12 protein-coding genes are annotated in these 13890 nt (G+C 45.8%); 4 read left to right on the forward strand and 8 right to left on the reverse strand.

Translation table 11 applies throughout. The features are described 5' to 3' along the window. Nucleotides 1-10 precede the first annotated feature (10 nt). The 3 genes from KIO97_RS15520 (at nucleotide 11) to KIO97_RS15530 (ending at nucleotide 3231) form a co-directional block, all read left to right on the forward strand. Entirely contained in the window at nucleotides 11-1225 is a 1215-nt protein-coding gene (locus KIO97_RS15520; protein ID WP_029788618.1) for a pyridoxal phosphate-dependent aminotransferase, read from the forward strand. 83 nt (nucleotides 1226-1308) lie between these two features. Then, a complete protein-coding gene (yfbR, locus tag KIO97_RS15525) occupies nucleotides 1309-1893 on the forward strand; it encodes a 5'-deoxynucleotidase (protein ID WP_285383379.1) in 585 nt (194 codons plus the stop codon). A 3-nt stretch (nucleotides 1894-1896) separates the two neighbouring features. After that, a complete protein-coding gene (locus KIO97_RS15530; RefSeq protein WP_285383409.1) occupies nucleotides 1897-3231 on the forward strand; it encodes an anti-phage deoxyguanosine triphosphatase in 1335 nt (444 codons plus the stop codon). Between the two features lie 20 nt (nucleotides 3232-3251). Here the strand turns inward: KIO97_RS15530 and KIO97_RS15535 are convergent, their stop codons facing one another. Further along, nucleotides 3252-3869, reverse strand: a complete 618-nt coding sequence (locus KIO97_RS15535; protein WP_122019054.1) for a tRNA-uridine aminocarboxypropyltransferase — start codon at nucleotides 3867-3869, stop codon at nucleotides 3252-3254. Between the two features lie 3 nt (nucleotides 3870-3872). Here KIO97_RS15535 and rrtA point away from each other — a divergent pair, with 3 nt between their 5' ends. Beyond that, nucleotides 3873-4424 carry a rhombosortase gene (gene rrtA, locus KIO97_RS15540; protein ID WP_045377767.1) on the forward strand — a complete coding sequence of 184 codons (552 nt, stop codon included), beginning with the start codon at nucleotides 3873-3875 and terminating at the stop codon, nucleotides 4422-4424. Nucleotides 4425-4569: 145 nt separating this feature from the next. On the opposite strand, the gene KIO97_RS15545 is transcribed toward rrtA, so the two are convergent. The 7 genes from KIO97_RS15545 to tig all read right to left on the reverse strand — a co-directional run bounded on the left by KIO97_RS15545 (nucleotide 4570) and on the right by tig (nucleotide 13415). Beyond that, nucleotides 4570-4857 (reverse strand): helix-hairpin-helix domain-containing protein, encoded by a 288-nt coding sequence (locus KIO97_RS15545; protein ID WP_005425566.1) that lies wholly within the window; start codon nucleotides 4855-4857, stop codon nucleotides 4570-4572. A 145-nt stretch (nucleotides 4858-5002) separates the two neighbouring features. Then, nucleotides 5003-6862, reverse strand: coding sequence for a peptidylprolyl isomerase (ppiD, locus tag KIO97_RS15550; RefSeq protein WP_045377764.1), 1860 nt, complete (start codon nucleotides 6860-6862; stop codon nucleotides 5003-5005). Between the two features lie 214 nt (nucleotides 6863-7076). Further along, entirely contained in the window at nucleotides 7077-7349 is a 273-nt protein-coding gene (locus tag KIO97_RS15555; RefSeq protein ID WP_005430934.1) for an HU family DNA-binding protein, read from the reverse strand. Nucleotides 7350-7540: 191 nt separating this feature from the next. After that, a complete protein-coding gene (lon, locus tag KIO97_RS15560) occupies nucleotides 7541-9892 on the reverse strand; it encodes an endopeptidase La (protein WP_005529911.1) in 2352 nt (783 codons plus the stop codon). Nucleotides 9893-10022: 130 nt separating this feature from the next. Next, nucleotides 10023-11303 (reverse strand): ATP-dependent protease ATP-binding subunit ClpX, encoded by a 1281-nt coding sequence (gene clpX / locus KIO97_RS15565; RefSeq protein WP_005430932.1) that lies wholly within the window; start codon nucleotides 11301-11303, stop codon nucleotides 10023-10025. A 71-nt stretch (nucleotides 11304-11374) separates the two neighbouring features. Further along, on the reverse strand, nucleotides 11375-12001 hold the full coding sequence (gene clpP, locus KIO97_RS15570) for an ATP-dependent Clp endopeptidase proteolytic subunit ClpP (RefSeq protein WP_005430931.1): 627 nt from the start codon (nucleotides 11999-12001) through the stop codon (nucleotides 11375-11377). A gap of 106 nt (nucleotides 12002-12107) precedes the next feature. After that, entirely contained in the window at nucleotides 12108-13415 is a 1308-nt protein-coding gene (gene tig, locus KIO97_RS15575) for a trigger factor (protein ID WP_005529913.1), read from the reverse strand. Nucleotides 13416-13890: the final 475 nt, after the last annotated feature.

Raw genomic sequence — 13890 nt, forward strand, 5'->3', positions numbered from 1 at the left:
GAATTATACAATGCAAAATATCGGGATGTCGTCAAAACTCGACAATGTCTGCTACGACATTAGGGGTCCTGTACTCAAACATGCTAAACGCATGGAGGAAGAGGGGCATAAAATCCTAAAGCTAAACATTGGTAACCCCGCCCCATTTGGTTTTGACGCCCCTGATGAGATTCTAGTAGATGTCATCCGCAATCTACCAACTTCTCAAGGCTATTGTGATTCCAAAGGTATCTACTCTGCGCGTAAAGCTGTTGTACAGCATTACCAGCGCAAGGGCATTCGTTCTCTTGATGTTGAAGATGTTTACGTAGGTAACGGCGTTTCAGAGCTAATCGTGATGGCAATGCAAGCGCTACTGAACAACGGTGACGAAATGCTGATCCCAGCACCAGATTACCCGTTGTGGACGGCGTCTGTTGCTCTGTCTGGCGGTAAGCCTGTTCATTACCTATGTGACGAAGGCGCAGACTGGTATCCAGACCTAGAAGACATCAAAAAGAAAATCACGCCAAAGACACGCGGTATTGTTCTCATCAACCCGAACAACCCAACGGGTGCCGTATACAGCCGTGATTTCCTGTTGGAAGTGATTGAGATTGCACGTCAGCACAAACTGATGATCTTCGCCGATGAAATCTACGACAAAGTGCTTTACGACGGTGCAACACACACATCAGTTGCCACGCTAACCGACGACGTATTGGTGATGACCTTCAACGGCCTGTCGAAAGCTTACCGTGTTTGTGGCTTCCGTGGTGGTTGGATGTTCCTAACTGGCCCTAAACATTTGGCGCAAGGTTACATCAACGGTCTTGAGCTGCTGTCTTCCATGCGCCTGTGTGCCAACGTGCCAATGCAACACGCAATCCAAACCGCATTGGGTGGCTACCAAAGCATTAACGAGCTAATCCTGCCAGGTGGCCGTCTGCTTGAGCAACGTAACCGTGCTTACGAGCTGATCAACCAGATCCCTGGGGTTTCGTGTGTGAAGCCAAAAGGCGCGATGTACTTATTCCCGAAAATCGATACCAAGATGTACAACATCAAAAATGACCAACAAATGGTGTTGGACTTCTTGAAACAAGAGAAGGTCCTGTTGGTTCAGGGTTCAGGCTTTAACTGGCCGAAGCCCGATCACTTCCGTATCGTAACTCTACCTCACGTAGAAGATCTCGAAACCGCGATTGGTCGCTTTGAACGATTCTTGACGACCTACAGCCAGTAGTAATTAGTGCTGATCTCTCATATGCTTAGAGGAGCTCCTAGTGAGCTCCTTTTTTTGTATCAGAATCAAAATTGGAGACAGCAATGAAAGAAAGCCATTTTTTCGCCCACTTGGCACGAATGAAGCTCATCCAACGCTGGCCCTTAATGCGCTCGGTATCGCCGGAAAACGTTTCTGAACACAGCTTGCAAGTCGCGTTTGTTGCTCATGCCCTCGCCCTAATCAAAAACAAAAAGTTTGGCGGCAACTTAAACCCTGAACGCATCGCTATTCTCGCTATGTACCACGATTCCAGTGAAGTCTTAACGGGTGATCTTCCAACCCCAGTAAAGTATTACAACCCAGAAATTTCTAAAGAATATAAAAAGATAGAAGCGGCAGCTGAACAAAAGCTGTTATCTATGCTGCCAGAAGAATTCCAAGATGATTTTGCGCCCTATTTGTTATCGCACTCTGCGCACAAAGAAGATGCATTGATCGTCAAACAAGCAGACTCTATCTGCGCTTACTTAAAATGTCTCGAAGAACTTAGCGCTGGCAACCACGAGTTTGCTCTAGCGAAAAAGCGTCTCGACATCACTCTGCAAGAACGCAAAACACCGGAAATGGAATACTTCCTTCATACCTTTGCCCCAAGTTTTGAATTATCGCTGGATGAAATCAGCTAATTGATGGAGAGAAAAGTGTCGTTTGAATTAGATGCCTTATGGCAAGAGCGCCATGATGATGAGCACAAGATCCGTCGTGACGATCATCGTAGCCCCTACCAACGAGACCGAGCTCGTATTCTGCACTCGGCTGCCTTCCGTCGATTGCAGGCAAAAACTCAAGTCCATGGAAACAGCTTGGAAGACTTTCACCGTACCCGATTGACACACTCTCTCGAAGCTGCGCAATTGGGTACGGGCATTGTGGCTCAACTTAAGAAGAAACAGCCTGAGTTTCGAGACCTTCTGCCGTCTGACAGCTTGATTGATTCACTCTGTTTGGCGCACGATATTGGCCACCCACCTTATGGGCATGGCGGTGAAGTAGCACTGAACTATATGATGCGTGAGCATGGTGGCTTTGAAGGCAATGCCCAGACGTTTCGCATTGTCACCAAGCTAGAGCCTTACACCGAACACTTTGGCATGAACCTATCACGCCGTGCCTTACTCGGTCTGATCAAGTACCCAGCCTTGCTTAGTCAAACTCGCGCGGTTTGCCTGCCGAAACCAGTCGAGCACCAGCGCAAATTGAAAGCCAAAGACTGGAGCCCAGCAAAAGGTATTTACGACTGTGATAAAGATTTGTTCGATTGGGTCATCGCACCATTAACCGACAACGACAAAGCCTTGTTAAGCCAAATGCGCTGTTGTCCAGAATCGGACTTTGAACACTGCAAAACTCGATTCAAATCGCTCGACTGTTCAATTATGGAGCTCGCAGACGACATCGCTTATGGCGTGCATGACTTGGAAGATGCAATTGTGCTAGGAATGGTTACTCGTCAGCAATGGCAAGAAGGCGCAGCCAGTCAATTGGCCGATTGTGGCGATGCGTGGTTTGAAGAGCACATTGGCTCAATTGGACAAATGCTGTTTAGTGGTAAGCATCATGAGCGTAAAGATGCGATTGGCGGCATGGTGAATGCGCTGCTGACCAGTATTTCAATTAAGGTCGTAGATGAACCTTTCAGCAACCCATTGTTGGCTTGGAACGCGTGTCTAGAACCACAGATGGCAAAAGCGCTTGAAGTACTCAAACATTTCGTTAGTAAGTATGTGATTCAAGTGCATCAGGTTCAGATTGTTGAGTACAAAGGACAACAGATCATTATGGATTTGTTTGAAGCGTTAAGTGCGGATCCTGAACGCTTACTTCCGACACATACTCAAGCATTGTGGCAAGAGGCGGCTAACGAGAGCGCGAAAATGCGTGTGATAGCGGATTACATCTCGGCGATGACCGATGGCCACGCACAAAAGCTGCATCGACAGTTGTTCTCTTCAATAGTCCTTTAGAGAAGTACTCTATCGGTTCGCTACTCGTCTTTCAGATAGTTCTTTTCAAATACGCCCGGAGGCATCTGGGCGATTTGAAATTCAATCATCTTCTCAAACGCCGTTAACAAAGGCGTGAAATCTTTCCCAGACTCCATCAGGTTCAGTGCATGAAAGCCGGCTTCCACGGTAGATAAGCTGTTGTTCGATGGTGCCTTGCGAATGGTGTAATGACCTTGCAGATCCTCTGGCAGTTTCACTGTTGGAATGGAGTGCAAGTTGGTCGAAAGTTGCCACATTTTGTAAGCTTTCTTCCAAGTGCCATCGAGTAAAATCAAACGTGTTTTCTTATCTGCCGCCTCTCCGACCGTCGCCAAGTCTGAAAGGCACAACGATTGTTCTGAAGGGTAAAGAATGAAATGTTGATAAGTGTCATCTTCAAGCAACGCATTCAAGGCCTCGCTATCTGAAAAGTCTTCTCCGATCAAACAAGTACAATGATTTAGACTCAAATTGAGAATTCGTGCCGTACCAAGAGGACGATGTTCTTCACTCGTATGCTGAAGGATGATAAGTTCAACCTCGTTTGCTAGCGGTACAATCCATTGGCAAATACAAGCTTTGCGCGATTTTCCACACTGAGAACAATAACGAGACATAGAGTGAACCTTTATACATTGCTGAGCATCATCAGCGTTATCTGTTTAATACTGCAATTCGAACCAATGGCAAGCCTAACCGAATGGCACGCCTACAATATACGCCACGGCGAATGGTGGCGAATCGTAACAGGAAATCTCACGCATACCAACTTTGCTCACCTCGGGATGAATCTCGCTGGTTTATGGGTGATCGGATTTATCTTCCGCCCTACCGTGCGTAATTTCATCATCGTATTTCTCGTTTTGTGTACCTTCGTTGGTGCGATGAACTTATTCACCAATATGTCGGTTTACGTCGGGCTGTCGGGTGTGCTGCACGGCTTATTCGGCTTCTGGGCGCTGGCTGAGGTTTTCGACGGTAGAAGAAGCAGTTTAGTGCTGGTAGGTGGTTTGATTGCTAAAGTCGCTTGGGAGCAGTTCTACGGCCCTTCAACAAGCACTGCAGCGATGATTGGGGCTCGCGTGGCGGTGGATGCTCACCTGTTTGGTGCAATAGGTGGTTTGAGTATGGCTTGGTTAGAGAAACTGACCCATCGTCGTATCTTTGGCTAGAGGTTCTAGAATTGAAAGCCAGTTCACCACTACTCTGTAAATAGCCCCAAAGAAGAGTAAAAAAATCCCGAACCAGTAAAGAGGCTTGGTTCGGGAAAGCAGTAATAGGAAACAAAAACTTTGCTTTTAATGGCAAGAACGTCGATTACAGCAGGATGCGGTCTTCGTTCTTCTTCACAGTCGCCTCACCGATGCCTTTCACCTTTGTAAGATCCGCAGCGGTTTTAAATGGACCGTGCTCGTTGCGATACTCAACAATATCTTGCGCTTTCTTCTCACCAATACCATTAAGTAGCGTCGCAATCTCTTCTGCAGTGGCAGAGTTAACGTTAACCGTAATCTCAATACCTTCATACTTATCTGCTTTAGTCTTTGTTTCCGCCCAGCTCATCGGCGCGAGTATCAATAAGCACAGCGTTAACATCCATTTCATTTGAGCAATCTCCCTTTGGTAGTTGTATCAGAACGAAAACTACTCTAGGCAAAGCGCTGTTTGTATTGAAGTTTCTTAAGATAAAAATAAAACGGGCCGCTAATGCGACCCGTTTTAGTTAACATGCAAATTACATCAGTAATGCTTAGTTGCTCACAACAAAGTACTCAATGTCAGTGTTTGCGCGCAGTACTGCAATTACCGAAGTAAGATCTTGTTGAGACGAAGCACGTTGCATTTGCATCGCAACTTGCTCTTCTAGCGCGCTGTCTAGCTCTGCGTGTACCGCATCAAGCTCAACAACTACAACGTTACCTTCTAGATCTTTAGATTGACCGTATACAGGCTTGTCACCTTCAGGTTTCGCCATAGCGAATACTGTTGCAGCGAGTGGAGAACGACGATCAACAGATTCTTGCTCACCAAACGCTAGGTTGTTTTCTGCAAGGATGTCTTTGTTGCCATCTTTCAGAGCTGCGACAACTTTAGTACCTAGTTCAATTGCACCTTGCTCACCTTTAACGCGAGACAGTTCAGCAACCACTTGGTCTTTCACGTCAGCAAGAGGAAGAACCGTCTCGTCACGAGCGTCTTCAACACGAACGACGATGATGTGCTCTGGCGCCACTTCGATAGCTTCAGAGTTCAGACCATCTTCTTTCACTTCTGGGCTCAAGATTGCTTGCATTACCGCTTGGTTCTTAAGAACCTCAGGCGCATCAACTTGAGAGATGAAGTCCGTTGTCTTCACTTTCTGACCAACGGCTTTAGAAGCGTCGTCTAGAGAATCTGGATATTCAAACGCCACTTTCTCAAGTTCGTTTTGCAGTTCGTAGAATTGATCAACCGCTTTCTGGTCAACCATTTCTTGTTTGATTTCAGCTGCAACTTCAGAGAACGGCTTAGCAACCGCACCTTTAAGCTCTTCTAGCTTGATGATGTGGTAGCCGAAGTCAGACTTCACTAGACCTGTCATATCACCAGGGTTCTTAAGTGCGAATGCAGCCTCTTCGAATGCAGGATCCATCACGTCGCGCTCAATCCAACCTAGGTCACCGCCGTTTTCCGCGCTACCAAAGTCGTCTGATTTTTCTTCTGCTAGTTTAGCGAAGTCAGCGCCACCGTTTAGCTCGTCAAGAATCGCTTGTGCTTTCGCTTCGTCATCACCCTCAACAAGGATGTGTGCTACGCGACGCTGCTCTTCTGTAGAGTATTTGTCTAAGTGCTCATCGTAGTATTTCTTAACGTCTTCGTCAGAAATTTGGATTTGCTTCTTAAGCTCGTCAGCTGAAAGCTCAATGTAAGCAACCTTAACTTGTTCAGGACGAGTGAACATTTCTGGGTTTGCTTTGTAGTAGTCTTGAATTTCTTCGTCAGTCAGATCTACCTTCTTAGCAAACTCATTCAAATCGATAGTGATTGTGCGAACGTCACGAGTCTGAGTGAACAGTTTACCTTCAGATTGAACTTCGCCAGGTAGAGTGAATTCACTGGTTTGTAGTGCGTTCAACAGTTGCTCACGAACCAATTCACGACGCATGTACTCAGCAAAAGAATCTGGAGAGAAACCTGCACGACGTAGAGATGCTTGGTAGATCTCTTGGTCGAATTTACCGTTCGATTGGAACTGAGGCATATCTAGAATCATGCTACGTACTTGAGCATCGCTAATGCGAAGGCCAAGTGCTTCTGCTTGTTGGTCAAGCAGCACGTCATTGATCATACGATCTAGAACAGATTTGCGGAAAGATTCAACGTATGCAGGGTCAGCCAGCATTTGAGAGAAGTAATCACCCAATTGAGCTTGCATGCGGTTCCGCTCATTTTGGTAAGCCATCTCGAACTCACCACGAGCAATCTCGGTATTACCTACTTTCGCTGCTGCGTTGTTGTTACCGCCAACGATGTAGCTACCTACACCAGCAAATACGAAAGAAAGGATGATAAGTCCAAGGATAATTTTGACCGCGATGCTGTTCACGCCTTCGCGTAGTCGATCCATCATAATTTAACTGCTCTCCACAATTGAAGCCGACTGCTTCTAATAGAAAATGTAATGTCGCGATAATATCAGAAAAAGAAATGCGCATCAGTAGGATGCGCATAATTTAAGAAAGTTCGGCTCTTAGTTTGTAAATTTTTGTTCAAATCTGACTGTTTGGACAAAAATCAAGCAACGGCCGTTCGCTGAACCAGCTCTGCGTCATCGACGCAAAGAATTAGTTACAAGCGTCTTTTAGAGCTTTACCAGCTTTGAAAGAAGGTACTTTAGCTTCTGCGATTTGGATTTCTTCACCAGTTTTTGGGTTACGGCCAGTGCGCGCTGCACGAGTACGAACGCTGAATGTACCGAAGCCAACAAGAGCAACTTGATCACCAGACTGAAGCGTACCGCTTACTGCTTCGATGAATGCGTCTAGAGCGCGACCAGCTGATGCTTTAGAGATGTCTGCGTTTTCTGCGATTTGTTCTACTAGTTGAGTTTTATTCACTGTGATTTCCCCTTTGTGTCATCTGTGATTATTTTTGTGATGACTTTCGTTCCATAATTAAGAAAATATGCTTCGCCCCTTATCCTTCAAGGGCTGCAAGCTTTCGAACTTAACTTAGCCTCCAAAAAAAACGCTGACAAGCCTTTTTAGGCCTATCAGCGTAAAGTTTTACTTATTTTTGCTGCACATCACTATTTTTGAGACTGAAACTCAACGCCCGTCGGGTCTCGCTCTAGTGCAACTTTCAGAACTTCGTCGATCCACTGTACTGGGATAACCTTCAGATCCGCGATAACATTTTCTGGAATCTCTTCCAAATCACGCTCGTTGTCTTTCGGAATCAGTACCGTTTTGATGCCACCACGGTGTGCCGCAAGTAACTTCTCTTTTAGGCCACCGATAGGTAGAACTTCACCACGTAGAGTGATTTCACCTGTCATACCTACTTCAGCTTTTACCGGGTTACCCGTCAAGCTAGAAACTAGCGCAGTACACATTGCGATACCCGCACTTGGGCCGTCTTTAGGTGTTGCGCCTTCTGGTACGTGCACGTGGATGTCACGCTTCTCGTAGAAGTCAGAGTTGATACCCAACTTTTCAGCTCGTGAACGTACAACCGTCATTGCCGCTTGGATCGACTCTTTCATTACGTCGCCAAGAGAACCAGTTTGCGTCAGCTTACCTTTACCAGGCATCGCTTCCGTTTCGATCGTTAGTAGATCGCCGCCAACTTGTGTCCAAGCTAGACCAGTTACTTGGCCAATACGGTTGCTGTCATCTGCTTTACCAAAGTCATGACGTTGAACACCTAGGTACTCTTTCAGGTTATCCATTGTCACCGTCACTGACTTCAAGCTTGTATCAAGCAGGATGTTCTTCACTGCTTTACGGCAGATCTTAGAAATCTCACGCTCTAGGCTACGAACACCCGCTTCACGCGTGTAGTAGCGAATAATGCCGATGATTGCCGAATCTTCGATGGTAATTTCATTTGGTTTCAGACCGTTACGCTTCACTTGCTTATCAACAAGGTGACGTTTGGCAATGTTTAGCTTCTCATCTTCTGTGTAACCAGAAAGACGAATCACTTCCATACGGTCAAGTAGCGGACCCGGAATATCCATCGAGTTAGACGTCGCGACGAACATTACATCAGACAGATCGTAATCTACTTCTAGGTAGTGATCGTTAAATGCATTGTTTTGTTCTGGATCTAGTACTTCTAGCAATGCTGACGATGGATCACCACGCATATCTGAAGACATCTTGTCGATTTCATCCAGAAGGAACAGCGGGTTTTTCACGCCAACTTTAGACATCTTCTGAATAAGCTTACCTGGCAATGAGCCAATGTAAGTACGACGGTGGCCGCGGATTTCCGCTTCATCACGCACGCCACCCAGAGCCATACGAGTGTATTTACGGCCTGTTGCAGCTGCGATAGAGCGACCTAGCGATGTTTTACCCACACCAGGAGGACCTACAAGACAAAGGATAGGGCCTTTCAGCTTGTTGATACGGTTTTGTACCGCTAAGTACTCAAGAATACGTTCTTTAACACGCTCTAGACCGTAGTGGTCTTCGTTTAGAATCTCTTCTGCTTTCGCAAGGTTCTTCTTCACTTTAGAACGCTTGTTCCAAGGAACGCTTACCATCCAGTCGATGTAGCTACGTACCACTGTCGCTTCTGCAGACATTGGAGACATCATCTTAAGCTTTTGCAGCTCTTGTTCTGTCTTTTCACGTGCGTCCTGAGGCATTTTCGATTCTTCAATCTTTTGCTTCAGTGTTTCGAACTCGTCAGGTGCGTCTTCCATCTCGCCAAGTTCTTTCTGAATCGCTTTCATTTGCTCATTCAGGTAGTACTCACGCTGAGATTTTTCCATCTGCTTCTTAACACGACCGCGGATGCGTTTCTCTACTTGAAGAAGGTCGATTTCTGATTCCATCTGGCCCATTAGGAACTCAAGACGCTCAGTCACATCAACGATTTCAAGTACTTGTTGTTTGTCCACCAGCTTAAGAGGCATATGCGCTGCGATCGTATCTGCTAAGCGCGCCGCTTCATCAATACCGCTTAATGAAGTCAGTACTTCTGGCGGGATCTTTTTGTTCAGTTTGATGAAGCCTTCAAATTGGTTAATCGCACTGCGAACAATCACTTCTTGCTCACGCTCATCAAGCTCTGGCGTTACCACAAACTCAGCCTCAGCAAGGAAGAATTCGCTTTCTTTGAAGTGGTTAATCTTAGCGCGTTGCTGACCTTCAACCAGCACTTTAACGGTGCCGTCAGGTAGCTTAAGAAGCTGGAGAATGGTTGCTACCGTACCTACTTCAAATAGGTCGTCAACCGTCGGCTCGTCAGTGTCAGCTTGCTTTTGTGCCACAAGCAGAACTTGTTTGTTTGTTTCCATCGCCGTTTCTAGACAGCTAATCGATTTCTCGCGACCAACAAACAATGGAATGACCATGTGTGGGTAGACCACTACGTCACGTAGAGGTAATACCGGGATCTCGATACGCTCGGAACGTTCCAAGTTCATATAATTCTCTCTTCCGCTTTCACGTTTAACGTATTACTTAAGGCAGTATATGGGGTCTAATTATTTGGATTCAATAAGAGAAATAAAAAAAGGAGGTAATTACTTACCTCCTTTCTATTCATGGCTGAATTTATTCTGCTCCAGCGGCCTGATTGTCGGCGTTGCTGTAAATGAGCAATGGTTCTGACTCACCGTTAATCACTGATTCATCAATTACGACTTTACTTACGTCCGTCGCTGATGGCAGTTCATACATGGTTTCTAGCAGAACGCTTTCTAAGATTGAGCGTAGGCCACGAGCACCCGTTTTACGCTCCATCGCTTTCTTAGCGATAGCACGTAGCGCGTCTTCACGGAACTCTAGCTCTGCGTCTTCTAGTTCGAACAATGCTGCGTATTGCTTGGTCAGTGCGTTCTTCGGCTCACATAGGATCTGAATTAGCGCTTCTTCATCAAGCTCAGTCAGTGTTGTTGTTACTGGTAGACGACCGATGAACTCAGGGATCAGACCGTATTTCACTAGATCTTCAGGCTCTACCTGAGTAAATAGTTCACCGACTGTTTTGGTTTCGTTCTTAGAGCGCACTTCTGCGCCAAAACCAATACCTGTGCCTGTCGCTACACGTTGTTCAATCACTTTATCTAGGCCAGCAAATGCACCACCACAGATGAACAGGATCTTAGACGTGTCCACTTGTAGGAATTCTTGCTGCGGATGCTTACGACCACCTTGTGGCGGAACCGATGCAACCGTACCTTCGATAAGTTTTAGTAGCGCCTGCTGAACACCTTCACCAGATACGTCGCGCGTAATTGATGGGTTTTCAGCTTTACGAGAAATTTTGTCAATTTCGTCAATGTATACAATGCCGCGTTCAGCCTTCGCTACATCGTAATCACATTTTTGCAGAAGCTTCTGGATGATGTTTTCAACGTCTTCACCAACGTAACCTGCTTCGGTTAGTGTGGTAGCGTCAGCCATTGTAAATGGCACATCCAGGAATCGAGCTAGCGTCTCAGCAAGCAGTGTTTTACCACTACCAGTAGGACCAATTAGAAGGATGTTACTTTTACCAAGCTCCACACCTTCGCTCGTTGTATCACCATTGCGTAAACGCTTGTAGTGGTTATATACCGCAACTGCGAGCACTTTTTTCGCGTAATCTTGTCCGATCACATAGTCATCAAGGTGTTCACGGATCTGTTTTGGCGTTGGTAACGCTTCAGATTCTTTCTTAGGGAGAACATCCTTGATTTCTTCGCGAATGATATCGTTACATAAGTCGACACACTCGTCGCAAATGTAAACTGACGGACCTGCGATTAGCTTGCGAACTTCGTGCTGACTTTTGCCACAGAAAGAGCAGTACAGCAATTTGCCGCTGCCACTTTCTTTGCTTTTATCTGTCATTCGCTAACCTCTTAGCCTTTACTCTTTATGAATGAGTGTATATCAAATTTAGCCAAAATGCGCTGGCTAAATTACTCGCCGCGGTGGCTCAACACTGCATCCACAATACCGTATTCTACTGCCTGATCTGCCGACATGAAGTTGTCACGATCGGTATCGCGCTCAATCACTTCAAGAGGCTGGCCAGTATGTTCTGCTAATAGGTTGTTTAGCTTCTGCTTGATGGTCAGGATTTCCTGAGCATGAATTTGGATATCAGAAGCTTGACCTTGGAAGCCACCTAGTGGTTGGTGGATCATCACACGTGAATTAGGCAGAACGTAACGCTTACCTGGCGCACCACCTGCAAGCAGGAACGCACCCATAGAGCAAGCTTGACCCATACATACTGTGCTTACATTTGGCTTGATGAACTGCATGGTGTCGTAGATAGACATACCTGCTGTTACGCTGCCGCCTGGTGAGTTGATGTATAGGAAAATATCTTTATCTGGATTTTCAGATTCTAGGAAAAGTAGTTGAGCCACGACAAGGTTTGCCATGTGGTCTTCCACTTGACCAGTTAAAAAGATCACGCGCTCTTTAAGCAGACGTGAGTAAATGTCGTAAGAGCGTTCGCCGCGGGAAGTTTGTTCAACCACCATTGGCACTAGCGCGTCAATAATTGGCGACATTGCGTTTTTTTCTTGGTAGCTCATATTCTTATGTCCCTAAAATAAATGGCCCGGATGATGATGTATCATACGGACCATTGTTAGCAGAATAATCGACGTTAAGTCAACCTTCTACGCAAGATATTGCTTATTAAGCAGCAGGTTGTTGTTGGTTAAGTAGCTCGTTGAAGCTTACTTCTTTCTCAGTAACCTGTGCTTTAGCGATGATCGCGTCGATAGCTTGCTCTTCTAGAGCAACGTTACGCATGTTGTTCATCATTTGCTCGTTTTGCTCGTAGTAAGCAATAACTTCTGATGGATCTTCGTAAGCAGTTGCCATCTCTTCGATAAGTGCTTTCACTTTCTCGTCGTCAGCTTTTAGCTCTTCAGACTTGATTACTTCACCTAGTAGAAGACCTACAACTACGCGACGTTTAGCTTGCTCTTCGAACAGTTCACGTGGAAGCTGTGCAGCTGCTTCTGGGTTACCACCGAAGCGTTGTGCAGCTTGTTGACGTAGAACTTGGATTTCTTGGTCGATAAGTGCAGCTGGTACGTCGATTTCGTTTTGCTCAACTAGACCGTCGATAGCTTGCTCTTTGATGCGGTTCTTAACAGCTTGCTTAAGTTCACGCTCCATGTTCTTACGAACTTCAGCTTTAAGTGCTTCAACGCCACCTTCAGCAACACCGAACTTAGAAACGAACTCGTCGTTTAGTTCTGGTAGTTCACGAGCTTCAACTTTGTTCACTTTGATTGCGAACTTAGCCGCTTTACCTTTTAGGTTTTCAGCGTGGTAATCTTCTGGGAAGTTTACGTCGATTTCGAATTCCATACCTTTAGTTTTACCTTCGATACCGTCTTCGAAACCTGGGATCATGCGACCTGCGCCCATTTCTAGTGGGAAGTTCTCAGCTTTACCGCCTTCGAACTCTTCACCGTCGATAGAACCAACGAAGTCGATGCTTACGCGCTTACCAGCTTCTGCAGCTTCTTCAACTTCAGCCCAAGTAGCTTGTTGCTTACGTAGAGTTTCGATCATCTCTTCTACGTCTGAATCGTTAACTTCAGTTGTTGGTTTTTCAACAGTGATGCTGTCTAGACCTTTTAGCTCAACTTCTGGGTAAACTTCGAAAGTTGCAGTGAATACTAGATCTGCGCCTTCGTTGTTTTCAACTGGAGCGAACGTTGGTGCGCCAGCTGGGTTGATTTTCTCTTTTACGATCGCTTCGATGAAGTGGCGTTGCATAACTTCACCAAGAACGTCTTGACGTACTGCTTTGCCGTACATCTTAGCAACCATTTTTAGAGGCACTTTACCTTTACGGAAACCATCGAAACGACGGTTTTTAGCGATGTTGCGTAGTTCAGCTGTTACAGCGTCTTCGATGTTTGCAGCTGGAACAGTAATGTTTAGACGGCGCTCTAGGCCCTCTAGCGTTTCAACAGTAACTTGCATTATATATAAACCTCTAAAGTGGCTCGGTCTTCCCGAGCTTATGAGCGAGACTCTTTGAGTTCACGCTTCATCCTTGTGTAGTGTCCTGTCCGAACACCTAAGTTAAAACCGAGTATCGATGCTGGAAACCAACACCGGACTAATCAGTGATATCCTCAGCAAACGCAAAAGGTATCTCCTATTAGCCTCAGGACAGAATTTTTAGACGCGACATTCTAGCGATCTGTCGCAATCCTGTCGAGCCAATAGCCACTATGTGGACATTGTCTGCGCTAAATTCTCGAATACGGACTCAATTTTTACGAAAAATGCCCTTTTAGCATCGCTTCGCCTCAGCCAGCATATCTAGAATGGGGACAATAGCGACTTTTTCAAGAGAATCGACAGCTTTTTTTATTGAAAAGCCTAAAAAGAGATCTTGCTCTTGTTTTACTCCACAGAGTTGGAAACGAAATCCCCATTCATCCCTACAAAC

The organism is Vibrio sp. B181a, from assembly GCF_030248375.1.
GTDB lineage: Bacteria > Pseudomonadota > Gammaproteobacteria > Enterobacterales > Vibrionaceae > Vibrio > Vibrio campbellii.

Coding starts and splice junctions, on each gene's coding strand:
- clpP (WP_005430931.1), bottom strand. CDS start 12,001: ATGAGCTACCAAGAAAAAAACGCAATGTCGCCAATTATTGACGCGCTA.
- KIO97_RS15520 (WP_029788618.1), top strand. CDS start 11: ATGCAAAATATCGGGATGTCGTCAAAACTCGACAATGTCTGCTACGAC.
- KIO97_RS15535 (WP_122019054.1), bottom strand. CDS start 3,869: ATGTCTCGTTATTGTTCTCAGTGTGGAAAATCGCGCAAAGCTTGTATT.
- KIO97_RS15545 (WP_005425566.1), bottom strand. CDS start 4,857: ATGAAATGGATGTTAACGCTGTGCTTATTGATACTCGCGCCGATGAGC.
- KIO97_RS15530 (WP_285383409.1), top strand. CDS start 1,897: ATGGAGAGAAAAGTGTCGTTTGAATTAGATGCCTTATGGCAAGAGCGC.
- ppiD (WP_045377764.1), bottom strand. CDS start 6,862: ATGATGGATCGACTACGCGAAGGCGTGAACAGCATCGCGGTCAAAATT.
- clpX (WP_005430932.1), bottom strand. CDS start 11,303: ATGACAGATAAAAGCAAAGAAAGTGGCAGCGGCAAATTGCTGTACTGC.
- yfbR (WP_285383379.1), top strand. CDS start 1,309: ATGAAAGAAAGCCATTTTTTCGCCCACTTGGCACGAATGAAGCTCATC.
- tig (WP_005529913.1), bottom strand. CDS start 13,415: ATGCAAGTTACTGTTGAAACGCTAGAGGGCCTAGAGCGCCGTCTAAAC.
- lon (WP_005529911.1), bottom strand. CDS start 9,892: ATGAACTTGGAACGTTCCGAGCGTATCGAGATCCCGGTATTACCTCTA.